Source organism: Klenkia sesuvii, from assembly GCF_037083825.1.
Taxonomy (GTDB): domain Bacteria; phylum Actinomycetota; class Actinomycetes; order Mycobacteriales; family Geodermatophilaceae; genus Klenkia; species Klenkia sesuvii.
The window spans coordinates 236,728-262,970 of the sequence record NZ_JBAPLU010000002.1; the positions used below are offsets into that span (position 1 = coordinate 236,728).

Genomic DNA, 26,243 nt, shown 5'->3' on the forward strand with positions numbered 1-26,243 from the left:
TATCGGCAGCCCGACCGCCGGGTGCGGAGAAGCGCGACCACGTCCGAGGGGTCCACGACCGCTCCACCATCCCGCTGGACCCGCCCACCCAGTAGCGTGGTTCCTGATGAGCGCCACAGCTGACACCGAGGTACCCGGTCCCGCCACGCTGCGCTACCCGGGGGGTGAACTCGAACTCCCGCTGCGCACCGCGACGGAGGGCTCCGACGGCTTCGACACGGGCAAGCTGCTGGCCACCACCGGCAACGTCGCGCTCGACATCGGGTTCGTCAACACCGCGGCCTGCACGTCGGCGATCACCTACATCGACGGCGACGCCGGCATCCTGCGCTACCGCGGCTACCCGATCGACCAGCTGGCCGGCAAGGCCAGCTTCGTCGAGGTCAGCTACCTGCTGATCCACGGCGAGCTGCCCACCCCGGCGCAGCTGCAGGAGTTCGACAACAAGATCCGCCGGCACACGCTGCTGCACGAGGACCTCAAGCAGTTCTTCAAGGGCTTCCCGCGCGACGCGCACCCGATGCCGGTGCTGTCCTCGGCGGTCAGCGCGCTGTCGACCTTCTACCAGGACTCCCTCGACCCGTTCGACACCGAGCACGTCGAGATGAGCACCTACCGCTTGCTGGCCAAGCTGCCCACCATCGCGGCCTACGCCTACAAGAAGTCCGTCGGCCAGCCCTTCCTCTACCCGGACAACTCCCTCGGCCTGGTGGAGAACTTCCTCCGCATGACCTTCGGGTTCCCGGCCGAGCCCTACGAGGCCGACCCCGAGCTGGTCAAGGCCCTGGACATGCTGTTCGTGCTGCACGCCGACCACGAGCAGAACTGCTCGACCTCCACCGTGCGCCTGGTCGGCTCCTCGCACGCCAACCTGTTCGCCTCGGTGTCGGCCGGCATCAACGCCCTGTTCGGTCCGCTGCACGGCGGGGCGAACCAGTCGGTGCTGGAGATGCTCGAGGGCATCAAGGCCGACGGCGGGGACATCGCGAAGTTCGTGCAGCGCGTGAAGGACAAGGAGCCCGGCGTCAAGCTCATGGGCTTCGGGCACCGGGTCTACAAGAACTACGACCCCCGCGCGGCGATCGTGAAGGCCACCGCGGACAACGTGCTGGACAAGCTGGGCGGCAACAGCGAGCTGCTCGACCTGGCCCGTCAGCTCGAGGAGGTCGCCCTCACCGACGACTACTTCGTGCAGCGCAAGCTCTACCCCAACGTCGACTTCTACACGGGCCTGATCTACCGGGCCATGGGCTTCCCGACCCGCATGTTCACGGTGCTGTTCGCCCTCGGCCGGTTGCCCGGCTGGATCGCCCAGTGGCGCGAGATGATCGAGGACCCGGCCACGAAGATCGGCCGCCCCCGCCAGCTCTACACCGGGCCCACCGAGCGCTCGTTCGTCCCCCTCGACCAGCGCTGACCGACCCCCGGAGCCGTCGTCGCACCCGCGGCGACGGCGGCTCCGTCGTGGGCGGGGGTACGGTGCGCGCCGTGACCGCCTCGGAGGACGCCGACACCTTCCGCGTGCCCCCGGTGCCGCTGGCGTCGGGCACCCGGTTGCCCGGCCCCGACGGCCCCGGCATCACCGCCGTCGACCTGGTGGTGACCACCGACGACGGCGCCACCACGCGGCTGCCGCTGCGGCTGCGGCACGGGGCCTGGTGGGCCCCGGGTCCCCCGGAGGGGTGAGACCGCACCCCCGGTAGGGGTGGGCACCTCAACCGGCCTCCGCCCGGTCCCGATGCCCTCGGTGGACACCGGTCGACCGGCTGCCCGCCACCGGCGCGGGCGCGACCCGTGCCGGGGGGAGCACCGTGCCAGCGCGCCCGTCCTCCCCCGCCGTCCGTCCCGCGCAGCGCCCTCCCCAGCGACCTGCCCCCCGCGCCCGCACGCCCGAGGAGCTCGCACGCGCCCGCTCCCGCGCCGGGGCGGCCGCCCGCCGTGCCGCCGTCGTCGAGCTCCGCGCCCGCCGCCGGGCCGACGCCCGGGCCCGTCGGCGGGCCGCCGCCGTCCGCTGGGCGCACCGCACAGGTGCGGTCGTCGCCGCCCTCGTGGTGGTGCTGGTCGGCGCGGTCGTCGTCTCCGGCGTGCAGCCCGACACCCCCGCCGCCGCCTCGGTGGCCCTGGACCTCACGGCCCGGGCGACCCAGCTGCGCGACCAGCTCACCGGCACGACCACCGACCTGCAGACCGCACGCACGACCGTCGCCGCGGCCCAGGCCGACCTGACGACCGCCCAGGACGCCCTCGCCGACGCGCGCAGCACGCTCGCCGACGCGCGGGCCAACGTCGGCGCGTCGGCCGCGCAGCTCTACCGCGCCACACCCCTGGACCGCGCGGTCGCCGCCGGCTACCCCGTCGGCGCCGACCTGGCGGTGACCGGGTCCCTCGCCGTCGCGGCCGAGCACACCCAGCAGTCGCTGGCCGGGGCGACCGCCTCGGCCGAGGCCGCCCGGCGGGCCGCCGACCTCGCCGCCGCCCGCGTGGACACCGCCCAGGCAGTGCTGGACGGCGCCCTGGACCAGGTCGACGAGGTGGTGCAGGCCGCCCACGCGCGGGCCGGCGCACTGGACCCCGGGGTGGCCGTGGCGCTGGCCGGGTTGCCGGGGCCGCCGTCCTCGGCCGACCAGCAGGCCGCCGACGACGGCGCACGCACCGCGTGGCAGGCGCGGCTCACCGCCCTCACCGCCGCCGGCATCACGCTGCCCACCGCCGACCAGCTGCGCAGCGGGGACCTGCCCGCGGGGCTGACACCCGCCCGCGACGCCAGCGGTGCCGACGTGCCCGGCGTGGCAGCCGGGGTGGTCGACGGCGCCGTCGTCCCCGTGCCCTCCGCCGAGGCCGCCGCCGCGCTGAGCTACGCCTTCGCCCAGCTCGGCACCCCGTTCCTGCCCGGCGGCACCACACCCGGCGGGGTGGACTGCGCCGGGTTGACCGCGGTCGTCTGGACCGCCGCCGGCACCGCCCTGGGGCCCGGCCTGGTCGACCAGTGGACCGCCGGGGCCGTCGTGCCGGCCGGGCAGCTGCAGGCCGGGGACCTGGTCTTCGGCGTCGACCCGCTCGCGGGCCTGGACGACGTCGGCATCTACGCCGGCGACGGCTCGGTCGTGACCGCCTCGGCACGGCTGCACCAGGTCGTGGTCGCGCCCCTGCCCGCCGGGGCCACCGGCGTCCGGGTCACCGTGCCCGCCGCCGGCACCAACGCGCCGCCCCCCGGCACGGGGACGCTGCCCACCTCGTGCGGTGCGCCGGCCGCCCCGGCCACCTCGGCCGCGGTCGACCCCGCCTGGGGCGGCTTCGCCAACGGGCGCATCCCGGCGGCCTCGCTGTGCCCCGTCGGGGGTGGGCAGCTCCTGCGGTGCGACGCCGCCGCGGCCTACACCGCGCTGGCGCAGGCCTTCCAGCGGGCGTTCGGCACGCCGCTGTGCATCACCGACTCCTACCGGTCCTACGCCGCCCAGCAGGACGCACACGTGCGCAAGCCGCGCATCACCGCGGTCCCGGGCACGTCCCACCACGGCTGGGGCCTGGCCGTGGACCTGTGCGGCGGGGTCAACGTGTTCGGGTCGGCCGAGCACGAGTGGATGACCACCTACGCCGGGTGGTTCGGCTGGGTGCACCCCGACTGGGCGCAGGCCACGGGGCAGAACCCCGAACCCTGGCACTGGGAGTTCGGCAACCTCCGCAGCTGATGGAAGGGCCCCGTCCCCCTGTCAGCACCAGGGGAGGTCGGCCACCGCCCGCCACGGGAGGACGGCGCAGGGCTCGGTGGACTCCCCCGCCAACCGCCGGGCGACGGCGGGGGCCGCCCAGGCCACCGCCCGACCGGGGGTGACGACGACGCAGCCGGCACCCAGCGGCAGCCCGATCTCGACGGCGCGGTCCAGCACCTGCTCCGGGGCGGCCAGGGCCGCCGTGGCCAGCTGCGGCTCGTCGGCGTCCAGCAGGAGCACCGGGCCGACGGCGGAGCAGCGCACGACGACGTCGGCCGCCCGGGCGCGCGCCGCGCCCTGCACCGCCAGCACGTCGAGCGCCGAGGTGAACGGGTGCGGCGTCCAGGTGACGGAGCCGGTCCCACGGCGGACGGCGACCTGCCAGGTCAGCGTGCCGTCCCCGGTCCGGGACCAGCCGAGGACGGCGATGCCGCGCCGCCGGGCCTCGGCGTCGGTGACGGGACGCTCGTCCACCCAGCGGCGCAGGGCCGCGGCGAGGCCGGCCGGGCCGACGTCGTGCGTGCCGCCCGAGATCCCGCCGGCCAGCTCGAGCAGGTCGACCCCCTGGCTGCGCTCGTCCTCCTCGACGCGCAGCGTCGGCCGGCGCGGGTCGTCCTCGTCGAGGACCAGGCGCAGGCCGGGCCAGCCGGCGGCGCACAGCTCGCGGGCGGCGTCGACGAGGTCGTCCACGTCGCAGGCGCGGCGGGGCAGCAGGCGCAGGGCCGCTCCGAGACCGGTCACCGACGGCGGTTCAGGCGCTGCGACCGCCGGTGAGCGCAGCGCGCACCGGGGCCGGGAGCTCGGGCAGGCTCAGGGTGCAGGCGAGCTCCATCGCCGAGAGGCGGACGGGCAGCGTGTCCGGGTCCCACCCGGTGACCAGTCGCACCCGCGCGGCCGAGGAGGGCCAGACGACGTCGCGGGCGCGGGCCACGTGCAGCTCGGTGAGGACGTCGACGAGGCGGTCGGCGGTGCTGGTGGGCAGGTCCTCGCGCAGGAGGGCGGCCTCGAGGCAGGCGGTGAGGGCGTCGCGGTCGGCGGCCGACAGCCAGTGCGGCACCAGGACCACCCGGGTCTGCTGCTCGTAGGCCATCGTCATCGTCGACACGCTCCCCTTGCGCCGGAGGACGGTCCCGTGCGGCTCACCCGTCCCACTCACCCCATGTATCGGCACCCGCCGGGCTTCATCAATCCGAGTCATCCGGCGAGTTCGAGCAGTCGGTCCTTCAGCACGCGCTCGGCCCGGTCGGCGTGCACGTTCATGTTGCGCACCGACGTGCCGAGGTCGGCCGACAGCTGCGTCTTGGTCTGCCCGCCCCAGGTCGTCAGGTACCAGGTGACCCAGCCGAGCACGTTGGGCTGCCCGGCCCGCTGGTCGGCCCGGGCGGTCAGGTCGGGGGCGCAGGACGCGGTCAGGGCGTGCGAGAGCAGGGTCTGCTCGGCCTCGCCGAGGATCTCGTCGGGGGCCTGTGCGGTGTCGGGGAGCAGGTGGTCGGCGCCGTCGGGCACGCCGTCGAGGGACTGCAGGTTGCGCAGCCCGTTCAACGTGGCCACCGACTGGGCGTTCTTGCGCAGGACGGCGATGCTCTGGCCCAGCAGGTCGGCCAGTTCGCGCTCGGTGGGCCGCCGCTGGTGCTCGGCGACGAAGGAGGCGATGGCCTTCTGCTGCTTGTTCTCGGTGTCGGTGGCGGTGCGGCCGAACGCGGCGCGGCCCAGGTCGTGCACCCACTTGGACAGCTGGGTGGCCAGGAAGGCCCCGAAGGGCACCCCCTTGGTCTCGTCGTACTGCGCGACGGCCTTGAGCACCCACTCGCTGACCTGCTGCACGACGTCGTCGTTGTCGGGGATGTGCAGCCGGATCGTGCTCATGTTCCGCTGCAGCCGCTTGAGGCTGACCGGGCCGTAGTGCCGGCACAGGTCGGCCAGGAACTGCGGCGGCAGGTCGCGGGGGGCCCGGCGCCGGACCCCGCTCTCGGCGCGCAGGCCGACGGTGCGGTGCTCGTGGACGGCGCACCAGTTCTTCACCAGGGCCGACAGCGCGGCTGCCTGGCCGGCGTCGCCGTCGACGCGGTACAGGCCCTCGCCCTCGTCGAGGGTCACGGTGACCCCCGCCGGCATCGCGGCGCGGAACTCGGCCAGCGGCAGCTCGCGCTCGGTGCGGAAGTGCACCCGGTCCCGCAGCGTGATGGGCGTGGTGGCCCAGGCCTCGTCCTCGGTCATGCCCCCGAACACCAACGGTGCGTGGGACCTGCGGGTCGGTTCGGACACCGGGTGACTCCTGTCGTCGGGTCGGATCTCGGGGGAAGACGGGCCACCGGGCGACCGGGGTCCGCGGGATCGCGTCTCGACGGTGGACGAGGTGCGACGGGGGGGGGTGCGCGAGGACGCGCTGGGGCGTGCTGGGGCGGGACGACGGTCAGGCGCTGACGGCGCCGAGGACCTCGCTGTGCCACACCGGCGCGACGGTCCACCCGGACTGGTCGCCGGACTGGAGGAACGGCGCGACGACGGCGCTCTCCTCGGCGGTGGGCTCGGTGGAGTAGACCGGCATGTGGTCGTAGAGCACCGTGAACAGGTCGGAGACGAAGCCGTAGGCGGCCTGCGCGGCCGGCGAGAACCGGGCGACCTCGAGCCGGGGGCCCAGGTCGACCGCGACGGTGATGCGCAGCACCCGTTCGTCCTTGCTCAACCCGGCCAGGGCGACGGGCACACCCGAGTGCTCGGTCGCCAGCTGCGCGAGGGCCACCAGGCACTTGCGTGCGGCGGCCCTGCGCGGGCGCAGCTGGACGTGGACGACGAGGTGGTCGGTGTCCTGCTCGACGGCGGTCACCGCGGTCGCGGAGTCGGTCCGGTCCGTGGTGTCGGTAGCGCTGTGTCGCATCTCAGTTGCCCCCTGTCACGTGCTTGGGGCAAGGATGGCGGACAGCGACCTCTGAGTTGAGCGGAAACGGGGTGCGTGTCGCCCAACTACCGAGGATTTCGTGGGCAGATCACGCCAAGGCGCGATCCGCCGTGTCGACGGCCGGCACGGCGGCCGGTGTGCCACGGTCGGCGCCCCGGGTCCCACCCAGGGCCGCGGTCAGGGCGTTGACCGCGTCGGAGGCCACGCGGGCGGCCAGGCGGCGGGCCGCGGCGATCTGCTCGTAGACCTCCTCGCGGTGGATGGAGACCTCGCGGGGGGCCTTGAAGCCCAGCCGGACGGTGTTGCCGCGCACCTCGACGACGTGCACCTCGATGTCGTCGCCGATGCGGATCGTCTCGCCGATCGTGCGGGTGAGAGTGAGCACCTGTACCCCTCCATGGGTGTCGGTGGCCGGGCGGCGTGGTCGTCGCCCGTGGTCCGGTCGTCCCTGCCCCATGATCGGCAGTCGGGCAACCCGGCAGGAGGCTGCCGGGGCGCACGGGCCGCCCGGTGCCGGTGGGACGGGGGATCAGCGGATGAAGTCGACCAACGACGTCTGGATGGACTGCGACGTCGCGGTCAGCGCGGCCTGGTAGCCGTTGCGCAGGACGTTCAGCTCGAGGTAGGCCTTCGCGGGTTCGACGTCCTCGACCTCCGAGAGCTGCCCGGTCAGCGCGAGCGCCTGGTCGGCGTTGACGGCCTTGACCGACTCGATGCGGTTGACCTGCATGCCCACCACCGACCGGGACGCCGACATCCGCTGCTGGGCGACGTCCAGGGCATCCAGGACGTTGGTCAGGTCACCGGGCGGGGTGGCGGTCATCAGGCCCGAGATGCGGGACAGCAGGGCGAAGACGTCCTCCTCGCCGGCGGCGGCGTCCCCGAACGCGGTCGGCCCGGGCACCCCCACCGTGATGGTCTCCGCGTCGGAGATGCGCGTGGTGACGTCGGTGTCCGCCCGGCCGAGGAAGGCGCCGGCGGCGCTGTAGGCCGCCGCCCCGGACGTGACGCCCCCGAACACCGGCCGGCCGTTCACCGTCCGGTTGGCCAGCGCGATCATCCCCTCCCGGATGCTGTCGACCTCGGTGGCCATCGCCTCGTAGGCACCCGGCGTCTGGGAGCCGTTGCTGGCCGCGGCGGTGGTGAGGTTGCGGACCCGCAGCAGCATCTCGCCCATGGTGCCCAGCGCCGTGTCGGCCGCCGCGAGCGTGGTGGCGGCGTCGCCGATGTTGGCCGCGTACTGCGTGTTGGCGGTGAGGTCCTGCCGCGTGCGCATGGCGGTCGAGGTGCCCGACGGGTTGTCCGAGGGGCGGGTCACCGCGCGCCCGGAGGAGATCTGCTCGTTCAGCTTGGCGATGCCGGCGAGGTTGCCGTTCATCCCCCGCAGGTTGCTGTCCGCGATCATGCGGTTCGTGATGCGCATCAGGGTCACCTACCGACCAGTCCGGTCCTGTTGATCAGGACGTCGAGCATCTCGTCGATCGCGGTCACCACGCGCGCCGCAGCGGCGTAGGACTGCTTGAACATGAGCATGTTGGTCATCTCCTCGTCGAGGCTGACCGCGCTGACCGACTGCCGCGCGGTCTCGACCTGGGCGGACACCGCGTCGGCCGAGGCCACCGTCGCCGCCGCCGTCCGGGACCGGACGCCGAGGTCGGTGATCATCGACCGGTAGGTGCCCTCGGCGCCGGCGGGGTCCTTGGCGAGCAGGGCGATGGCGTCGGCGAGCTTGCCGTCGGCCGACGCGACGCCGCCGACCTTGCCGGCCGTGGCGGCCGCCAGCTTGCGCGGGTCGGTGATGGCCACCGTGATCGTGCCGGCGGTGGTGCCGGAGAACAGCGGCGTGCCGGGGTCACCGTTCTGGTCGAACGCGGCACCGGGTGCGGTGAGCGCGTCGTTGACCCCGGTGGCCAGGGCGTTCGCGACGCGGTCGAGGTCGGCCCGGAAGCCGGGGATGAGCGTGTTCATCGCGGCGAGCCGACCGCCGACCGTGCCGCCGGGCTGGATGGTCACCCCACCGGCGTCCACCACCCCCAGGGTGACCGGGCTGCTGCCCATCGTCGCCGAGGCGCTGCCCCCACCGAGGGTCAGCTGGGACGCGCGCGTGCCCGAGATCAGCGTGGTGCCGCCGAGGACGACGTCCACCATGCCCTCGTCGCCGTCGACCGAGGTGGCCCCGATCGACTCGGCGAGCCCGCGGACCAGCTGGTCGCGCTGGTCCCGCAGCTCGTTGGCCGGCTGCCCGTTGATGCTGGCCTTGCGGATCGCGGCGTTGAGGTCGGCGATGGACCGCAGGGAGGCGTTCGCCTCGGTGACCACGTCCTGCGTGTTCACCAGGGCGTTGTCCCACTGGGCGCCGAGCGCGGCGTCCGCCGTGCCCAGCCCCTGGGCCACCGCCTGGCTCGCGGCCAGGACCTGGTTGCGGCGGGTGGTGTCGGTCGGGGCGCTGGACAGGGAGCTCCAGGCCGCGGATGCGGTGGCCATGAGCGTCTGCAGCCCGCTGGCCCCGGGCTCGGCGAAGGAGGTCTCGATGCCGGCGTAGGTGGACGCGACGACGCTGGCCTGCGCGGCCTTCCCGGCCTCCTGCTGGGCGCGGACGTCCAGGAAGGCGTCCCGGATCCGGCTGATCTTGTCCGCCGAGACCCCGTTGCCGAGGCCGTCCTCCTTGGCGTACAGCCCGTAGGCCGACGTGCTGGCCAGCGACTGCATGTCGACCCGCTGGCGGGTGTAGCCCGGGGTGTTGACGTTGGCGATGTTCTGGCCGGTGACCTCGAGGGCCCGCTGCTGGGCCGACAGCGCCCGCGAGGCCAGGTTGAGGGAGGAGAAGCCGCTCACAGCGCACCGTCCAGACCGACCGCGCGGGTGGCGCCGGCGTGGGCCCGCCCGCTGGCGGAGTAGGTGCGCACCTGGTCCGGGCGGACGGTGAGCAGCGCCTGGTCGATGGCGGCCAGCCCGCTGGCGATGAGGTCGCGGTTGGCGTCGGAGAGCCCGCGCAGCTCGCCGACCAGCACGAGCAGGGTCTCGTGGTGCTTGACGAGCAGGTCGTCCCAGGGTGCGCCGGCGTGCTCGGCGAGCGTGCGCAACGACGGGTTGGGGGCCAGCCCGAGTGCCTCGGCGATGACCTCGGAGACCGCCGCCCGCTCCACCTCGAGGGTGCGCAGCTGCTCCAGCACGACCTCGATCTCGTGCGCGATGCGGGGCAGCCAGCGGTTCTTGCCGGAGACGATGAGGTACTGCTTCTCCTCCGCCTTGAACAGCAGCAGGTCGAGGAGTTCCTGCTCCCGCCAGAGCAGGGTCGACAGGTGCTGGTAGTCCACCGGGTGCTCCTCTCGTCGTCGGGGGGCCGGTGCGGGGTGTGTCCGGTGTGCCGGTGACGTCGCCGTGCACCGGTCTCGGGGGCTGTCTTCGGCACATCACGACATCGGTTGAGCCGAAGCCTCAAGTTCGGTGACGGAGTTGCCGAGGAGGGTCAGGTGTGGCTCGTGGTGCGCCGAGATAGACGGACGTGAACCCGTCCCGCCCGTCGCCTCCCCAGGCGGGCCCTCCCCGACCGGCCCGGACCGCGTCCGCGGCCGGTTCCGGTGTCGACGCGCTGGTCACCGAGCACATGGCCCTGGCGCAGTACGCCGTGAACGCCGTCGCCGCCCGGATCTCCCTGCCGGTGCACGTCAGCCGGGAGGACCTGCTCTCCTCCGCCCAGGTGGCGCTCGTGGAGGTGGCCCGACGGTTCGACGCCTCCGCCGGCGCCACCTTCGCCACCTACGCCCTCCCCCGGTTGCAGGGGGCCGTGCTCGACGAGCTGCGGTCCGGTGACTGGGCCAGCCGCTCGGTGCGGGCAGCTGCCCGGCGCAGCGACGCCGCGGCCGACGCGCTCGCCGTCCGGCTGGGCCGCCCGCCGACGCGGGCCGAGCTCGCGGCCGAGCTGCAGGTCTCCCCCGCCGAGCTGTCCTCGCTGCAGGTGGACGTGCACCGCGCGGTCATGGTGAGCATCGACGCCACCGTCGGCGACGACGGCACGGGGTTCGACGTGCCGTCGACGGGCGACTCGCCCGAGCGCGCGCTGGTCAAGAGCGAGCGCGCCCGGCACCTGCACGAAGCGGTGCAGGCCCTGCCCGACCGGTTGGGCGAGGTCGTCGAGCGGAGTTTCTTCGGTGATGAATCCCTGACCGACATCGCGGCCGACCTCGGCGTCACCCTGTCGCGGGTCTCGCAGATGCGGGCCCGGGCCCTGACCCTGCTGCACGCGGCGATGAGCCAGGTGTGGGAGGAGCGGCCGGTCTCGGCGCAGGGCGGCGTGCGGGCCCGCTCGCAGCAGGCCAGCTACGTGTCCGCCGTCGTGACCCGCACCGCGGGTGCCCCACCGGCGCGCGCCGTCGCTGCCCGGGCACTGTTCGCCCCGCCGCCCCGGACGCCGGCCGCCCTGCGGACCGCCTTCGGCCAGCCCGCCTGACCCGTCCGGGTACCGGCCAGAAATCCCCGCGGGTTCGGCTCAAGGTCGAGCCCTCACCAGCCGTAACCACTCCTGCACGGCCCGCAGCACGGATGCAGCGGGAACCATCCAGCACCGCCCCTCAATCCAGGAGGATCACCATGGGCATGCGTATCCAGACCAACACGACCGCTCTCAACGCGTACAAGAACCTGTCGGTCAACGACAGCCAGATGAGCAAGTCGCTGGAGAAGCTCTCCTCCGGCTTCCGCATCAACCGGGCTGCCGACGACGCCGCCGGGCTGGCCATCTCCGAGGGCCTGCGCTCGCAGATCGGTGGTCTGAAGCAGGCCGTCCGCAACACCCAGGACGGCATCTCGGTCGTGCAGACCGCTGAAGGTGCGCTGGCGGAGACCACCAGCATCCTGCAGCGCATGCGCGACCTGTCGGTCCAGGCCGCGAACGACGGTGGTCTGTCCGCCGAGGCCAAGGGCAACATCCAGGCCGAGGTCGGCCAGCTGAAGGACGAGCTGAACCGCATCGCCTCCAGCACCACCTTCAACGGCAAGAAGCTGCTCGACGGCAGCTTCAACGCCTCGTTCCAGGTGGGCGCCAACCAGGGTCAGACGATCTCGATCAACCTGGACAAGGCGGCCAACGCGACCGCCCTCGGTGTCGCCGGTGTGAACGTGACCGGCACCGGCAACTTCACCGCCTCGTCGGCCTCGGGCACCGCGTCGACGACGTTCACCACGGCGGCCAGTGGCACCACCGCCGGCAGCATCGCGTTCACCGCTGCCACCGGCTCGGCCAACGCCTTCACCACCGCCGCCAGCGGCACGGTGGGCGCGTTCCAGAAGCTGGACGGCACGATCAGCTTCGCCGGCAAGACCTTCGACCTGGGTTCGGTGGACTACTCGAACGCCGACAGCGACAACAACGCCGCGACGGCACCGACCGCCGACCAGGCGTTGGCCGCGCTGAACAAGGCCGCCAAGGCCGTGTTCGGCTTCACCGGCGACGCCTTCGTGGCCAGCGGCACGGGTGGCAACACCCTGACCTTCAAGGTCCCGACGGGCGAGTCCGTCGCCGGGTACACCGGCAGCGGAGGTGCTGCTCTGACCTCCGGACCGAGCAGCACCTCGACGGCCGCCGACTACGCCAACGCCACCCCGGTGTTCACCGCCGCGACCGGCGCCTCGGCGGCCCTCAAGGCGATCGACACGGCCATCCAGACCGTGTCGACCACCCGGGCGAACCTCGGTGCTCTGCAGAACCGCTTCGACCACACCATCGCGAACCTGAACACCGCGGTGGAGAACCTGTCGGAGTCCGAGTCCCGCATCCGCGACACCGACATGGCGATGGAGATGGCGAACTTCTCGAAGTCCCAGATCCTGGTCCAGGCCGGCACCTCGATGCTGGCCCAGGCCAACTCGGCGTCGCAGTCGGTCCTCAAGCTCCTGCAGTGAGCCTGAGCACCACCCCGTAGCACCAGCACCACCCGCGAGGGGGGAGGCCATCGGCCTCCCCCCTCGTCGGCGTCCGGCGAGCCTCACCCCCGCGGGTGGGAGGGGCGTTTCGGCTCAACTGACCCCGCCGGCTGCCGATCTGAGAGGTGGACCGCACACCGTCTCAGGAAGGGATGACACCGATGGCCTCCACCTCCAGCATCAGCGGGCTCGCCTCCGGGCTGGACACCGAATCGATCATCACCAACCTGATGGCGATCGAGGCGCGACCGCAGACCCTGCTCAAGCGCACCCTGTCCGACACCCAGGCCAAGGCCGACGCCTACCGGGCCGCCAACACCCGGTTCGACGCGATCCGGGCGGCCGCCGAGGCCCTCACCTCGGGCAGCCTGCAGGCCGCCCGCACCGCGTCCTCCACCTCGACCTCGGTCACCGCCTCGGCGACCGCGGCGGCGATCCCGGGCTCCACCGTCACCTTCGACGTCACGTCCCTGGCGACCAAGCACTCGCTGACGCTCGCCCAGGACTTCTCCTCGACCACCGACCCGGTGACGGTGCCGGTCTTCCCGATCAAGGTCATGAGCGCCGACGGCAGCACCGAGCGCGCCACCATCAGCGTGCCGCCCGGCGCCTCGCTGCTCGACGTCGTCACCGCGGTGAACAGCAGCAGCTACGGGCTGAACGCCACCGTGGTGCAGCTGAGCGCCGGCCAGTACCGCCTGCAGATCGAGGCCAAGGACTCCGGCAGCGAGAAGGCCTTCTCCCTGGCCGACGCCGACGGCAACCCCATCAGCACCATCGAGGGCACCACCGGGCGCGACGCCACCCTCACCCTGGCCGGCGGGCAGGTCGCCACCTCCCCGACCAACACCTTCCAGCTGTTCACCGGCACGTCGGTCACCGTGTCCAAGGTCGAGACCGGGGTGAAGGTCTCGGTCGCCAGCGACTCGAGCGCACTCACCGCCAAGATGAGCGCCCTGGTCGAGGCCGCCAACGGCGCACTCGGGCTGATCAAGGGCTACACGGTCTCCACCCCGGGCGCGGAGCTGGCCCGCCTGCAGGGCGACCGCGGGCTGATCTCGCTGGCCGACCAGGTGCTCGGCGCGGTGTCCAGCGCCGTCGGCGGGCTCGGCTCGGCCGCGCAGTTCGGTCTGCAGCTGACCCGCGACGGCAAGCTCGCCTTCGACACGGGGAAGTTCGCCAGCGCACTCGCCGCCGACCCCGCGAAGGTCACGGCCATGATCGCCGGCCGGGCCGAGAGCACCGTGGACGGCGTGACCACGCCCGCGGTGACCGGCGTGGCCCAGAAGCTGGCCGCGATCGCCACCACGGCGTCGAACTCCTCCACCGGCACGATCACGCTGCTGGCCCAGGGGCGCGACAGCCTCGCCAAGGACCTGACGAACAAGATCGACAACTGGACGCTCCGGCTCGAGAAGCGCAAGTCGGTGCTCTCCGCCCAGTTCAACGCGCTCGAGACCGCACTGTCGGCGCTGAAGACGCAGTCCACCTGGTTGTCCAGCCAGGTCAACCAGCTCTACAACCCGAACAAGCAGTGACCCGCCGCAGCAGCTCCACCAGCAGCACCCGCAGCGTCCCTTCCCCGCCCGCTGACCGCCCCGAACTGGAGACCCCCTCATGACCGCCGCACTCCGCGCCCGCTACGTCAACGAGTCGGTGGCCACCGCATCGCCCCAGCGACTGCTGGTCATGCTCTACGACCGGCTGGCCCTGGACCTCGAGCGGGCGGAGAACGCCCTGCTGGACGGCGACCGGGGGGCGGCCAGCGGCCTGCTCATGCACGCCCAGGACATCGTGCTCGAGCTGCACAGCAGCCTGAACCCCGAGGTGTGGGAGGGTGCGGGCGCGCTCAGTTCCCTCTACAACTGGCTCTACGGCGAGATGGTGCTGGCCAACGTGAAGGGTGACCCCCGCCGGGTCGCCGACTGCCGCGGGGTGGTGGAGCCGCTGCGCGAGGCGTGGGCCGAGGCGGCCGCGATCCTCGGCCAGGACGCGGGGTGACCCTCCCCGGGTTGCGGGCGGTCGGCGGGGACCCCTGGCCGACCACGGCGGCCAACGCCTCGCAGGACGCGCCCGGCGGGCACCGCCGTCGGCGCTCGGACACCCCGCCGCGCACGTGGGGCGAGGCGCTCGACGACCTCGAGGACGACGCCCGCGCGGCGCAGAGCACCCTGGCCGGCGCCTCCCCCGAGGAGATCGCCGCCTGGGGACGGCGCTCCACCGACTGGGTGCCGCCCGCCGGTCTCGGCCCGCTGCCCGACGACCTGCGCGAGCGGGCCGCGCGGCTGCTCCAGCACCAGCTGGCCGTGGCCGAGGCCCTCGTCGAGGGCATCACGCAGTCCCGCAGACAGCGCGACCTGGCCGCCCGCATGTCGCAGTCCCCGGCCCGCCCGGCGTCGTCCTTCATCGACCGGCCGGTCTGATCAGCCCCGCCCGCAGAAGACCACAGGACCCCCCACCCGACCCCCGGTCGGACTGGGGGGTCTTGTCGTCGGGGTGGCACACCGCACGGCACAACTCAACATCCGACACGGCCTGCCGATGCTTGATCCATCACCCCACCCACCTCCGACGCCCGTCCCGCCCCGGTCGTCACACACGTCGCCACGGCCACGATGGTCACGATGGGCCCGCCGGCTGCCGATGAACGGTGCACACGACGGACCTGCCTTCCCGAGGGTCCGCCGAGGCACCCGGAGGTAGTGATGGAGCGCGTGACGCCCGGCTGGACGGTGGTCCGGTGATCGGCATCGGCGACACCACGACGGCCGCCCTGCACGCCGCCCTCTCGGGGCTGGCGCAGCGGCAGCGGGTCAGCAGCGACAACATCGCCAACGTCAACACCCCCGGTTTCCTCGCCGGGCGCACCGACTTCGAGTCGAACCTGCGCTCCGAGCTGAGCTCGGGCGACACCCCCGTCGTCGGCGGTGGCTCCGTGCACCGCTCGCTCGCGGCCACCCGCACCGACGGCAACAACGTCGACCTGGACTCCGAGACGGTCATCGCCACCGAGACCGGCCTGCGCTACCAGCTGGCCCTGCAGGCCCTCAACGGCAAGTACGACCTGCTGAGCGCCGCGATGAGGACCCAGTGAGCGTCAGCGAACCCCTGTGCACAGCAGCCTTGCTCGTCGGTTCGACGAGCGCCAGCGAGGAGATCCGATGAGCGCGTTCGACGCCCTCCGGATCGCCGGGTCGGGCATGACGCTGCACCGCAAGTTCCTCGACGCCGTGTCCGACAACGTCGCCAACATCAACACCGCGGCGGCCCCGGACCAGGAGGCGTTCAAGGAGCGGTTCATCGTGGCCCAGGCCAACGACTACGGCTCGGGCACCGGCGGGGTGCGCGTGGCCGGCGCCGCGTTCGGCAGCGGTGAGGGCAAGCTCGTCTACTCCCCCGACAACCCGCTGGCCGACGACGAGGGCTACGTGCGGCTGCCCGACATCGACCTGGGCACCCAGATGACCAACATGCTCATCGCCCAGCGCGGCTACCAGGCCAACATCAGCGCGATCTCGCGCGCCACCGACGCCTACCAGGCGGCCCTCTCGCTCGGGAAGAACCTGTGACCGTCAACCCGCTCGCCCTGACCACCGGCTACGGCGTCGGGGTCAGCTCCGGCTACCGCAACAACGGGGTCAGCAACTCGATCCCCGCCGGCGACATCAGCGGCATGCTCCTCGGGGGGATCTCCTCGACCGGCACCGTGGGCGCGGTCGGCGGGCAGCCCGTCGGCCAGGTGGCCCGCACCGCCGACGGCAGCACCTTCGCCGACCTGCTCACGGGCTCGATCGGCCGGCTGCAGGGTCTGCAGAGCACCGCCGACGGCTACGCGAAGCAGGCCGCCACCGGCGACCTGCAGGACGTGCACGACTACATGATCGCCGCGTCGGAGGCCAAGCTGGCCACCACCGCCGTCGTCACCCTCAAGAACAAGGCCGTCGAGGCGTTCAACGACATCATGCGGATGCCGGTCTGATGCCCGCCGCCCTCGCCGGTCCCCTCGACCGGCTGCGCACCACGCTGGCCACCATGACCGCCCAGCAGAAGGCGGTGGCCGGCGTCCTCGTGCTTGTCTTGGCCTTCGGCGCGTTCTTCTTCGTGCGGTGGGTGACCACGCCGACCTACCAGCCGCTGTTCTCCAACCTGTCCGCGACCGACGCCGCAGCGATCACCGAGGAGCTCGCCGCCGAGGGCGTGGACTACCAGCTGCAGGGCACCGGCACCGTCCTCGTGCCCAAGGACCAGGTCAACAGCCTCCGCCTGACCATCGCCGGCAAGGGGCTCACCCCGCAGGCGGGCAGCAGCTCCGGCTACGCGCTGCTGGACCGGCAGGGCATCACCACCAGCGAGTTCGAGCAGCAGACCACCTACCAGCGGGCGCTCGAGGGCGAGCTCAACAACACCCTCCAGACGATGAAGGGCGTGCAGACCGCCGCCGTGCACATCGCCATGCCCAAGGACGAGGTGTTCGTCACCGACACCAGCAACCCCACCGCCTCGGTGCTGCTGGCCCTCTCCCCGGGCACCGAGCTCTCGGGCGAGCAGGTGCAGACCGTGGTCAACCTGGTCTCGGGCAGCATCGCCGGGATGAAGCCGGCCGACGTGTCGGTCAGCGACACCACCGGCCGCGTGCTGTCGACCACGGGCGGCTCGGGCACGACCGGCCAGGCCGACGCCACCACGACCTTCCAGAACACGCTGCAGAACAACGCCCAGCAGCTGCTGGACCGCGTGCTCGGGCCGGGCAACGCGATCGTCACGGTCGCGGCCACGATGGACTTCGACCAGAGCCAGAGCACCTCGACGACCTACTCCTACCCGGCGGCCATCCCCGCGACGTCGGAGCAGTCGAGCACCGAGACCTACACCGGCACCGGCAACGGGGCCAGCGGCGTGCTCGGCACCGATGGCACCTCCGGGACCACCACGGGCGGAAACGGCAGCTACAACAAGAACTCGACGACGACGAACAACCCGATCAACACCACCGTCGAGAACACCGTGGCGGCGCCGGGCAAGGTCCAGCGGCTCACCGTGGCCGTCGCCCTGAACACCGCCGACGGCGTCACCGCCGTCCCGGGCACGATCCAGGACCTGGTCAGCCAGGCCGTCTCCCTGGACCCGGCCCGCGGCGACACCATCACCGTGGCCTCCATGGCCTTCAGCACCGCTGCCGCCGACGCCGCCCAGGCCGGCATCGCCGCCGCGCAGGAGGCCGAGGCCAGCGCCCGGATGTGGTCGATGGTCAAGACCGGCGCGGTCGTGGGTGGCCTGCTGCTCGTCGTCCTGCTGGTCTGGCTGAAGAACCGCAAGCGCACGGGCGACCTGGACGAGGACTACGAGGAGTTCGAGGGCGACTACGACGACGTCGAGGCCCTGCAGGTCGCCAGCACCCGCGACGCGGGCCTGCAGGCGCGCACCTCCGCAGCCATCGAGGCCATGGAGCGCCAGCGCCTGCGCGGTGAGATCACGTCCATGATCGAGACGCAGCCCGACGCCGTGGCGTCGACCCTGCGCGGCTGGTTGGCCGAGAGCCGGACATGACCCTCGCGTCCGTCGAGCAGCTGGTGGGGCTGGAGCCAGGGGTCGACCCCGACCTGGCTCCCGTCCGCCTGCCCCGACGCGACCTCTCCGGACTGCGCAAGGCTGCCCTCTTCCTCGCGCAGATGACCCGGGAGGAAGCGGGCGCGGTCATGGCCCAGCTCTCCCCCGAGGAGATCGACGCCCTCACCGGCGAGCTCATGCGCCTGAAGAACGTGGAGCCCGCCGACATCGAGGACGTCCTCTACGAGTTCCACGACCGCATGGTCAACGCCCCCATGCTGGGCTCGGGGGGCATCGAGTTCGCCCGCCAGGCGCTCACCGCCGGCCTGGGTGACGCCGAGGCCGCGGCCGTGCTGGGCCGGTTGCAGGCGGTGTACGAGGAGCCGCCGTTCACCTCGCTGCGCAACGCCGACACCCGCCAGCTCATGTCGTTCGTGCGCGAGGAGCACCCGCAGATCATCGCGTTGGTGCTGGCCCACCTCCCGGCCCCGCAGTCGGCGGAGCTGATGAGCCGGCTGGAGCCCGCGCGGCAGGCCGACGTGGCCCTGCGCATCGCGATGATGGACCGCACCACCCCCGAGGTCGTGCGGCTCGTCGAGGACGAGATCGGGCGCCGGATGGGCTCGCTGCTGTCCTCCCCCGACCTGCCGGCCGCCGGCGGCGTCGAGACCCTGGTCGAGATCATCAACCGGGCGTCGCGGCCGACCGAGAAGTCGATCCTGGAAGCGCTGGCCAGCACCGACCCGGAGCTGGCCGAGAAGGTCCGCTCGCAGATGTTCGTCTTCGAGGACATCGTCATCGTCGACGACCGGTCCATGCAGCTGGTGCTCCGCGAGGTCTCCCCGGCCGACCTCGCCGCGGCCCTCAAGGGCGTCCGCGACGACGTCCGCGACAAGGTCATGCGCAACCTCTCCGAGCGCGCGGCCCTCGACCTCACCGACGAGATCGAGCTGCTCGGCCCGGTCCGGGCGGCCGCCGTCGGCGAGGCCCAGGCCCGGGTGGTCGCCGTGCTGCGCACGATGGAGGAGTCCGGCCAGATCGTGATCGACCGAGGGGGTGACGACGATCTCATCGCCTGAGGGAGCCGTCCTGCGGGGGGCCTCGGCCGCCCGCGCCGTGGCCTGGGACCGCACCGCCGGCCCGGCCCGCACCACCCGCGAGGCCCCGACCAGGGTCGAGCGGCCGGTGCTGTCCCGGGTGGGCGCGGCGGTCGACGCCCCGTCGGCCGTGCTGCGCGGGGAGGCCGCGGCCGACGTCGTGCCCTTCGTCGCCGACCGGCGCTCCACCGAGCGCGCCGGCCGCCGGGCCGGGGACCGTCCGGCGCCGCGGCTGGAGGAGGTCTACGCCGGCGAGCTGACCCGGCTGCGCGAGCAGGCCCGCGAGCAGGGGTGGGCCGCCGGGCACGCCGAGGGGCTCGCCGAGGCCGCCGGCGCGGTCGCGCGGGTCGAGGCCGAGGCCGCCGCTCGGCTGCTGGCGGTGCAGCAGCGCTGGGAGTCCCGGATCGCGGCCACCGTGGCCGCGCTCACCGCCGCCTGCGCGCAGGTCGACGCCACCCCGCCGGTGGGCGGGGAGACCTTCGACCAGCTCGTGCTCGGGGCCACCCTCACCCTCGTCGAGGAGGTCCTCGGCCGCGAGCTGGCCGTCGCGACCGAGCCCGGGACCGACGCCCTGCGCCGGGCCCTCGCGCTGTCCCCCGAGGACGGGCCCACCGTCGTGCGGCTGCACCCCGACGACCTCGACCGCATCGCCGCCCCCGTGCTGGCCGGGCTGCCCAGCTCGGTGCGGGTGGTCGGCGACCCGTCGGTCGAACCGGCCGGCGCGGTCGCCGAGACCGGGGTGCACCGGGTCGACGCCCAGATCGGCCCGGCGCTGCAGCGGGTCCGGGACGTGCTCGGGGCATGAGCGTCGCCGACGTCCTCGAGCGGGCCCGCGCGGCCGCGCGGCCCCTCTGCACCGGCACCGTCACCGGCGCGATGGGCCTGACCATCTCCGTCGACGGCGTGACGGCCGCGGTCGGCGACATCGTCGAGATCGGCGGGGACGCCGCCCGCCGGGTGGACCCGCTGCGGGCCGAGGTGGTGGCGCTGCACCGCGACCGGCTCACCTGCATGCCGCTGGGCGAGATGACCGGGGTGCACGTCGGGTCGCGGGTCCGCCCCACCGGGCGCCCCCTGCAGGTGCCCGTGGGGCCGGCGCTGCTCGGCCGGGTGCTCGACGGGCTGGGTCGTCCGGTGGACGGCGGCCCGCCGCTGGCCGGCCGGGCCCGCTGGGTCGACCTGGCCACGCAGACCCCGCACGCGCTGGCCCGCACCCGGGTGCAGCACCCGCTGTCCTTCGGCGTCCGGGCGCTGGACACCCTCGTGCCGGCCGGCCGCGGGCAGCGACTGGGCATCTTCGCCGGCTCCGGCGTCGGCAAGTCGACGCTGCTGGCCCAGATCACCCGGGGCACCGACGCCGACGTCCGCGTCATCGGGCTGATCGGCGAGCGTGGTCGCGAGGTCCGCGAGTTCCTCGAGGAGAACCTGGGCAGCGAGGGCATGGCCAACACCGTGGTCGTGGTCGCCACCTCCGACGAGCCCCCGCTGGTCCGGCTGCGCGCGGCCTTCGTCGCCACCCGCATCGCCGAGGAGTTCCGCGACCAGGGCCGGGACGTGCTGCTGCTCATGGACTCGATCACCCGCACCGCGATGGCCCAGCGCGAGGTGGGTCTCTCGGCCGGCGAGCCCCCCGCCACCCGCGGCTACCCGCCGAGCGTCTTCGCGATGATGCCCAAGCTGCTGGAGAAGGCGGGCACCGGCGCGGTCGGCTCCATCACCGGCCTGTACACGGTGCTGGTCGAGGGCGACGACCACAACGAGCCGATCGCCGACACCGCCCGCTCCATCCTGGACGGGCACGTCGTGCTCACCCGGCAGATGGCCACCGCCGGTCACTTCCCGGCCATCGACGTGCTGGAGTCGATCTCCCGCGTCGCGTCGGCGGTCACCGCCCCGCACCGCATGGCCGATGCCCGGGAGGCCCGCCGGCTGCTCGGGGCGCTGCGCGACGCCCGCGAGCTCATCGAGATCGGCGCCTACACCGAGGGCAGCGACCCCCTGGTCGACCGCGCCCGCGTGCTCGAACCGCAGCTCACCGGCTTCTTGCGGCAATCCGTCGAGGACACCACCTCGCCCGACGACGCGTGGGAGCAGCTGCACCGCATCGTGGCCGGTTCGTGAAGAAGGCCGGGTTCCGCCTCCAACCGGTGCTCGAGCTGCGCCGGGCGCAGGAGCGCTCGGCCGCGCTCGCGGCGGCGCAGGCGGCGGCTGCTGCGGCCAGGCACGAGCAGCAGGCCGCCGACGTGGCCGCGGCGCTGGGGGCGGCGTCCGTGCCGCGGCAGCTGGACGGCGCGACGTTCGTGGCGACCATGGTCGGGTTGCGCGCCCTGGCCGCCGATGAGGTGGATGCCCGGGCCACCGCCCGGGCCACCGCCGAGCAGGCCGAGGCGGTGCGCGCCGGCTGGACCGCCGCCGCCCAGGCCACCAAGGCCCTGGAGCGGCTGGCCGAACGCCACCGGCTGGCCGCGGCCCGCGCCGAGCTGGCCGCCGAGGAGCGCGCCGCCGACGACGTCGTCACCGGCCGGTACCGCACGAGCCGCAGGGAGGAGGACGCGTGGAGGGACTGACCGCCGTCCAGAGCCGCATCTCGGAGATCCAGAGCCGCATGGCGACCTTCTCCGGCCGCACCCCGAACGCCGCCTGGCTGTCCGCCGCCTCGGCCGCCGGGCTCCTGGGCGCGGGCAGCACCACGGCCGCGTCGGCCACCACCGCCACCACCGCGGCCGGCACCACCGCCGAGACCGCCGTCGTCCGGGCCGCGCAGAACTACCTGGGCGTGCCCTACCTGTGGGGCGGCACCGACCCGGCCAGGGGGCTGGACTGCTCGGGGTTCACCCAGCGGGTCTACGCCGACCTGGGCATCACCATCCCGCGCACCTCCAGCCAGCAGGCCACCGCCGGCACCGCCGTCGCGGGGCTGGCCGACGCCCGCCCGGGCGACCTCGTCTTCTTCGACAACAGCTCGGCCCGCGCCGGCATCGACCACGTGGGCATCTACCTCGGGAACGGGAAGATGATCGCCGCACCGCAGGAGGGCGACGTCGTGAAGGTCCAGGACGTCGGCAACCCCACCGTCATCCGCCGGGTGCTGCCCACCAGCACCGCCGCGACCGGCTCGGCGGCCGCGGGCTCGCTGTCAGGGGTCCCCTACAGCGACCTGTTCACCGCCGCCGCGGCCAAGCACGGCGTCCCGGCCTCGCTGCTGGCCGGCGTGGCGAAGGTCGAGTCCGGCTTCGACCCGGCCGCCGTCAGCCCCGCCGGGGCCCAGGGCCTCATGCAGTTCATGCCGGCCACGGCGGCCGGCCTCGGTGTCCGGCCGATGGACCCCGCCTCCGCCGTCGACGGCGCCGCGAAGTACCTGGCGCAGCTGACCCGCCAGTTCGGGTCCACCGACCTGGCGCTGGCCGCCTACAACGCCGGGCCCACCGCCGTCACCAACGCCGGCGGCATCCCGCCGTACGCCGAGACCCAGGCCTACGTCCGCAAGGTCACCGCAGCTGCGGCGGCGTACGCGTGACCGCCGCCCTCGGCGCCGCGTCGGTCGCGCCCGCGCCCGCCGGTCCCGCCACGACCGGGTCCGCGGCCGATCCCGAGGGGGCGGCGGCCTTCGCCGGCCTGCTCCGGAGCGAGGTCACCGCGCAGCGCGGACGCCCGGCCGACCAGCCGGACGCGGACGCCGACACCTCCGCCGACAGCTCCGCCGCGTCGGCCGACACGGCCGTGGCCGCGTCCGACCCGGCGATGGTCACCCCGCCGGCCTGGTTCCTGCTCGCCCTCGGGACGGCGGCCCTGGCCACGGCGACCGCCCCGACCGGGACCAGCCCTGCGGGCGTGGCAGGCGTCACCGGCCCCTCGGCTGCCCCGGCGACCACCGGTCCGGCCCTCCCGGTCGCCCCGGCCGGCTCCTCCGTCGGCACCGACTCGACCGCCCCGGACCGGATCGCCGCGGCCTCGACGGCCTCGACACCGAGCGCGGCGGACCCGCTGGCCCCGCCCACCCCGTCCCCGTCCACCCCGTCGCCGGGCGCCCCGACCGGCGACCGCCCGGCTGTCCCGGTGCGCGCCGGGCACCCTGCCCCGGCCGCCCCGCCCCCGGCGGCCGCGGGCACCACCGGGTCGACGGCGGCACCCGTCCCGGCCGAGCCCGGTGCCGTCCCCGCCCCGGCGCCCACTGGGGCTGCCGTGCCGCCCCAGGTCGTGCCGGTCGCCGTGGCCGCCGGACGCCCGCCGTCCGGCTCACCCGCTGCGGGCGGGGTCCGTGCGTCGGGCGTCCCGTCACCCGTGGCCGCGTCATCCGTGGCCGCGTCACCCCTGGCCGCCGTGCCGGCCACGCCCACCGGCGACCCCGGGCCCGGTGCACCCGTCCCGGCCGCGGGCGCCGGCGTGCAGCCCGGCGCCGGCACCACGGCACCCCCGGGCCGCACCGCCGAGCCGTCCGACGCCGTCCCCGTGGGTGCAGCACCGACCGCCGCCGGACCCACCACCACCGGGCCCGGGGTCGCCGACGGACCCACCACCGAACCCGCCACCGGGCCCACCGCCGCGCCCACCGCGGCCGGCGCCCGGCCGGTCGACCCGGCCGGGCCCGACCCGGTGCCCGTCTCCGGCACCGCTGCCACCACCGGGTTCGCCGCGGCGACGTCGGCCGCCGAACCGTCCGGGCCGGGAGCACCCCCCGAGGGTGCGCCGGTGGACACCGCACCGGATGGCGTCCCCCCGGCCGCGGTGCCCGGCCAGCCGGCCCCGGCCGCCCCGGTGACCCCGACCGGCCCGGTGACCCCGACCCCGGCCCCGGCCGATCCCCCCGTGGCCGCGCAGCTGACCCCTCAGATCACCTCGCTGGCCAGCGTCGACGGCAACCACACGGTGACCGTCGTGCTCGCCCCGGAGTCCCTGGGTGAGGTGCACGTGCACCTGACCGTCTCCGGTGACCAGGTGTCGGTCTCGCTCGCGGCCGGGCACGAGGGCAGCCGGGCCGTCCTCGCCGACGCCGTCCCCGAGCTCCGCCGCGAACTGGCGGCGGCCGGATTGACCCTCACCGACGCCCAGGTGTCCGCCGACGCCGGGGCCACCGCGGGCGGTTCGGGCTGGTCGCAGGGCGGGGACCCCCGGTCGGCGCCCACCACCCGCTGGGGGCAGGTACCGACCGGTTCGCCGACTGCCGATGACATCGGGGACACCACGAGCACCACCCGCCACACCCGTGGCGGCGCGACGTCGACCGGCGTCGACGTCCGTGTCTGAGCAGGAGGACCCATGACCGTCGTCGGGACGACCGGGACCGTGACATCGATCGCGGCCGCCGCGCAGAGCGCGGCCACCACCTCGGTGGGCAGCACCGGGATGGACAAGGACACGTTCCTCAAGCTCCTGGTGGCCCAGATGAAGTACCAGGACCCGCAGGCCCCCACCGACTCCAGCGCCCTGGTCACCCAGACCGCGACCTACTCCCAGGTCGAGGCGCTGCAGAAGCTCACCACCCAGAACGACACCATGCTGGCCATGCAGCGCGCCTCCAACGCGGGTGCCCTGGTCGGCAAGACGGCCACCTACGTGGGGACGGACGGTCTCGCCGCCACCGGCCGCGTGAGCTCGGTGATCCTCGGCAACGACACGACCGAGGCCACCGCCGTCATCGACGGCCAGACGGTCGCCGTCGGCCGCATCACCGCCTTCTCCGCCTGACCCGGCGCTCCCCCGCCCACCCCCACCCCAGGAGTCCCCGTGCTGCGTTCGATGTTCTCGGCCATCTCCGGCCTGCGCGCCCACCAGACCAAGATGGACACCGTCGCGAACAACATCGCGAACGTGAACACCGTCGGCTTCAAGACCCAGAACACCGTCTTCGAGACCACCCTCACCCAGGTGCTGCGCACCGGCCGCGGCCCCGACGACACCGAGGGCGGCACCAACCCCGCGCAGGTCGGCCTCGGCGTCAAGCTCGCCGCCATCACCACCGACTTCGGCCAGGGCAAGACCCAGAACACCGGCCGCGCGCTGGACTTCATGATCCAGGGCGACGGCTTCTTCGTCACCAAGAGCGGCGGGCAGCAGCTGTACACCCGCGCCGGGTCGTTCACCTTCGACGGCGCAGGCAAGCTGATCACCGCCGACGGCAACCGGGTGCAGGGCTGGATGGCCGACGACACCGGCAGGATCGACACCGGCGGCACCATGGAGGACCTCCAGGTGCAGTACGGCGCAGCGCTCCCGCCGCGGGCGACCACCCAGGTCACCATGAGCCGCAACGTGCTCGTGTCGCCGGGTGCCACCGCCACCTCGACGCCGCCCAACGTCATCGTCGCGAAGTCCACCGTCTACAACGCTGCCGGCACCGAGCAGCGGCTCAACCTGACCTGGACGCAGCAGTCGGCCGACCCCGCCACCGGCGACAGCTACTGGGTCCTGAAGGTCAGCAACGAGGACAACTCGCCCACGCCCGCGCCGGAGACCTACGGCGTCAAGTTCGCCGCCGGCAAGGTCCCGGTGTTCACGGCCGAGGGCGCGACCACGGCAACCCCGGCCAGCACCTACCTGCCGGGCAACACCCTCAACGTGACGGGCTGGGGTGACACGGGTGGTGTCACGTTCGACTTCGCCCAGGTCACCGCGCAGGCCGCCGGCACCGCGATCTCCGCCGTCGACCAGGACGGCTACACCGCGGGCTCGCTGTCCAGCTTCTCGCTGTCCGAGGACGGCACCATCACCGGCGTCTACACCAACAACGAGCGCCGGGCGATCGGCAAGCTGGCCCTGGCCACGTTCGACAACCCCTCGGGCCTGATCAACATGGGCAACACCAGCTACGCCATCGGCGACAACTCCGGTGTGGCGCTCATCGGCGCCGCCGGCACCGGCTCGCTGGGCACGCTCACCTCGGGCGCCCTGGAGATGAGCAACGTGGACCTCTCCGAGGAGTTCACCGGGCTGATCATCGCCCAGCGCGGCTTCCAGGCCAACAGCAAGGTGATCACCGCCTCCGACGAGCTGCTGCAGGACCTGGTCAACCTCAAGCGCTGACCCGGGGTCAACCGGTAGGCGGCCCGGTCACCCCATCGGGGTGACCGG

28 protein-coding genes are annotated in these 26,243 nt (G+C 73.9%); 20 read left to right on the plus strand and 8 right to left on the minus strand.

What is annotated here, in order from left to right; translation table 11 throughout:
- The first annotated feature begins 106 nt into the window (after positions 1-106).
- The 3 genes from TEK04_RS03025 to TEK04_RS03035 all read left to right on the plus strand — a co-directional run bounded on the left by TEK04_RS03025 (position 107) and on the right by TEK04_RS03035 (position 3,689).
- Positions 107-1,417 carry a citrate synthase gene (locus tag TEK04_RS03025; RefSeq protein ID WP_336402829.1) on the plus strand — a complete coding sequence of 437 codons (1,311 nt, stop codon included), beginning with the start codon at positions 107-109 and terminating at the stop codon, positions 1,415-1,417.
- A gap of 71 nt (positions 1,418-1,488) precedes the next feature.
- A complete protein-coding gene (locus tag TEK04_RS03030; RefSeq protein ID WP_336402830.1) occupies positions 1,489-1,686 on the plus strand; it encodes a hypothetical protein in 198 nt (65 codons plus the stop codon).
- A gap of 125 nt (positions 1,687-1,811) precedes the next feature.
- Positions 1,812-3,689, plus strand: a complete 1,878-nt coding sequence (locus tag TEK04_RS03035; protein ID WP_336402831.1) for a D-alanyl-D-alanine carboxypeptidase family protein — start codon at positions 1,812-1,814, stop codon at positions 3,687-3,689.
- A 21-nt stretch (positions 3,690-3,710) separates the two neighbouring features.
- On the opposite strand, the gene TEK04_RS03040 is transcribed toward TEK04_RS03035, so the two are convergent.
- The 8 genes from TEK04_RS03040 to TEK04_RS03075 all read right to left on the minus strand — a co-directional run bounded on the left by TEK04_RS03040 (position 3,711) and on the right by TEK04_RS03075 (position 9,926).
- Entirely contained in the window at positions 3,711-4,451 is a 741-nt protein-coding gene (locus TEK04_RS03040; RefSeq protein ID WP_336402832.1) for a hypothetical protein, read from the minus strand.
- A gap of 10 nt (positions 4,452-4,461) precedes the next feature.
- Positions 4,462-4,806 carry a hypothetical protein gene (locus TEK04_RS03045; RefSeq protein ID WP_336402833.1) on the minus strand — a complete coding sequence of 115 codons (345 nt, stop codon included), beginning with the start codon at positions 4,804-4,806 and terminating at the stop codon, positions 4,462-4,464.
- A gap of 98 nt (positions 4,807-4,904) precedes the next feature.
- Positions 4,905-5,927, minus strand: a complete 1,023-nt coding sequence (locus TEK04_RS03050; protein WP_336402834.1) for a sigma-70 family RNA polymerase sigma factor — start codon at positions 5,925-5,927, stop codon at positions 4,905-4,907.
- A 196-nt stretch (positions 5,928-6,123) separates the two neighbouring features.
- Entirely contained in the window at positions 6,124-6,537 is a 414-nt protein-coding gene (locus TEK04_RS03055) for a hypothetical protein (RefSeq protein ID WP_336402835.1), read from the minus strand.
- 160 nt (positions 6,538-6,697) lie between these two features.
- Complete coding sequence (csrA, locus tag TEK04_RS21325) at positions 6,698-6,994, minus strand: carbon storage regulator CsrA (protein ID WP_336402836.1); 297 nt, start codon at positions 6,992-6,994, stop codon at positions 6,698-6,700.
- 144 nt (positions 6,995-7,138) lie between these two features.
- A complete protein-coding gene (gene flgL, locus TEK04_RS03065; RefSeq protein ID WP_336402837.1) occupies positions 7,139-8,032 on the minus strand; it encodes a flagellar hook-associated protein FlgL in 894 nt (297 codons plus the stop codon).
- A gap of 5 nt (positions 8,033-8,037) precedes the next feature.
- A complete protein-coding gene (gene flgK, locus TEK04_RS03070; RefSeq protein ID WP_336402838.1) occupies positions 8,038-9,444 on the minus strand; it encodes a flagellar hook-associated protein FlgK in 1,407 nt (468 codons plus the stop codon).
- Positions 9,441-9,926: a flagellar protein FlgN gene (locus TEK04_RS03075; RefSeq protein ID WP_336402839.1), complete on the minus strand. Its 486-nt coding sequence runs from the start codon at positions 9,924-9,926 to the stop codon at positions 9,441-9,443. The genes flgK and TEK04_RS03075 overlap by 4 nt, the downstream gene beginning before the upstream one ends.
- Positions 9,927-10,216: 290 nt before the next feature.
- On the opposite strand from TEK04_RS03075, the gene TEK04_RS03080 reads away from it, so the two are divergent.
- The 17 genes from TEK04_RS03080 (at position 10,217) to TEK04_RS03160 (ending at position 26,195) form a co-directional block, all read left to right on the plus strand.
- Positions 10,217-11,059: a sigma-70 family RNA polymerase sigma factor gene (locus tag TEK04_RS03080; RefSeq protein WP_336402840.1), complete on the plus strand. Its 843-nt coding sequence runs from the start codon at positions 10,217-10,219 to the stop codon at positions 11,057-11,059.
- A gap of 146 nt (positions 11,060-11,205) precedes the next feature.
- A complete protein-coding gene (locus tag TEK04_RS03085) occupies positions 11,206-12,510 on the plus strand; it encodes a flagellin N-terminal helical domain-containing protein (RefSeq protein WP_336402841.1) in 1,305 nt (434 codons plus the stop codon).
- A gap of 182 nt (positions 12,511-12,692) precedes the next feature.
- On the plus strand, positions 12,693-14,069 hold the full coding sequence (gene fliD / locus TEK04_RS03090; protein WP_336402842.1) for a flagellar filament capping protein FliD: 1,377 nt from the start codon (positions 12,693-12,695) through the stop codon (positions 14,067-14,069).
- Between the two features lie 79 nt (positions 14,070-14,148).
- Positions 14,149-14,532, plus strand: coding sequence for a flagellar export chaperone FliS (gene fliS, locus TEK04_RS03095; protein ID WP_336402843.1), 384 nt, complete (start codon positions 14,149-14,151; stop codon positions 14,530-14,532).
- Complete coding sequence (locus TEK04_RS03100; protein ID WP_336402844.1) at positions 14,529-14,954, plus strand: hypothetical protein; 426 nt, start codon at positions 14,529-14,531, stop codon at positions 14,952-14,954. The genes fliS and TEK04_RS03100 overlap by 4 nt, the downstream gene beginning before the upstream one ends.
- Positions 14,955-15,271: 317 nt before the next feature.
- Positions 15,272-15,625, plus strand: coding sequence for a flagellar basal body rod protein FlgB (gene flgB, locus TEK04_RS03105; protein WP_336402845.1), 354 nt, complete (start codon positions 15,272-15,274; stop codon positions 15,623-15,625).
- Positions 15,626-15,692: 67 nt separating this feature from the next.
- Positions 15,693-16,100, plus strand: coding sequence for a flagellar basal body rod protein FlgC (locus TEK04_RS03110; protein ID WP_336402846.1), 408 nt, complete (start codon positions 15,693-15,695; stop codon positions 16,098-16,100).
- Positions 16,097-16,510, plus strand: a complete 414-nt coding sequence (gene fliE, locus TEK04_RS03115) for a flagellar hook-basal body complex protein FliE (RefSeq protein ID WP_336402847.1) — start codon at positions 16,097-16,099, stop codon at positions 16,508-16,510. Before TEK04_RS03110 ends, fliE begins: the two co-directional genes overlap by 4 nt.
- Positions 16,510-18,078, plus strand: a complete 1,569-nt coding sequence (gene fliF, locus TEK04_RS03120) for a flagellar basal-body MS-ring/collar protein FliF (protein ID WP_336402848.1) — start codon at positions 16,510-16,512, stop codon at positions 18,076-18,078. Before fliE ends, fliF begins: the two co-directional genes overlap by 1 nt.
- On the plus strand, positions 18,075-19,157 hold the full coding sequence (gene fliG / locus TEK04_RS03125) for a flagellar motor switch protein FliG (RefSeq protein ID WP_336402849.1): 1,083 nt from the start codon (positions 18,075-18,077) through the stop codon (positions 19,155-19,157). The genes fliF and fliG overlap by 4 nt, the downstream gene beginning before the upstream one ends.
- Positions 19,135-19,980 carry a FliH/SctL family protein gene (locus TEK04_RS03130; RefSeq protein WP_336402850.1) on the plus strand — a complete coding sequence of 282 codons (846 nt, stop codon included), beginning with the start codon at positions 19,135-19,137 and terminating at the stop codon, positions 19,978-19,980. The genes fliG and TEK04_RS03130 overlap by 23 nt, the downstream gene beginning before the upstream one ends.
- A complete protein-coding gene (locus TEK04_RS03135; RefSeq protein WP_336402851.1) occupies positions 19,977-21,296 on the plus strand; it encodes a FliI/YscN family ATPase in 1,320 nt (439 codons plus the stop codon). The genes TEK04_RS03130 and TEK04_RS03135 overlap by 4 nt, the downstream gene beginning before the upstream one ends.
- Positions 21,293-21,742 (plus strand): flagellar FliJ family protein, encoded by a 450-nt coding sequence (locus tag TEK04_RS03140; protein ID WP_336402852.1) that lies wholly within the window; start codon positions 21,293-21,295, stop codon positions 21,740-21,742. Before TEK04_RS03135 ends, TEK04_RS03140 begins: the two co-directional genes overlap by 4 nt.
- Positions 21,730-22,692, plus strand: a complete 963-nt coding sequence (locus TEK04_RS03145) for an NlpC/P60 family protein (protein ID WP_336402853.1) — start codon at positions 21,730-21,732, stop codon at positions 22,690-22,692. The genes TEK04_RS03140 and TEK04_RS03145 overlap by 13 nt, the downstream gene beginning before the upstream one ends.
- A complete protein-coding gene (locus tag TEK04_RS03150) occupies positions 22,689-24,419 on the plus strand; it encodes a flagellar hook-length control protein FliK (protein ID WP_336402854.1) in 1,731 nt (576 codons plus the stop codon). The genes TEK04_RS03145 and TEK04_RS03150 overlap by 4 nt, the downstream gene beginning before the upstream one ends.
- A 12-nt stretch (positions 24,420-24,431) precedes the next feature.
- Positions 24,432-24,860, plus strand: coding sequence for a flagellar hook assembly protein FlgD (locus TEK04_RS03155; protein WP_336402855.1), 429 nt, complete (start codon positions 24,432-24,434; stop codon positions 24,858-24,860).
- 39 nt (positions 24,861-24,899) lie between these two features.
- Positions 24,900-26,195, plus strand: a complete 1,296-nt coding sequence (locus TEK04_RS03160; protein ID WP_336402856.1) for a flagellar hook protein FlgE — start codon at positions 24,900-24,902, stop codon at positions 26,193-26,195.
- Positions 26,196-26,243: the final 48 nt, after the last annotated feature.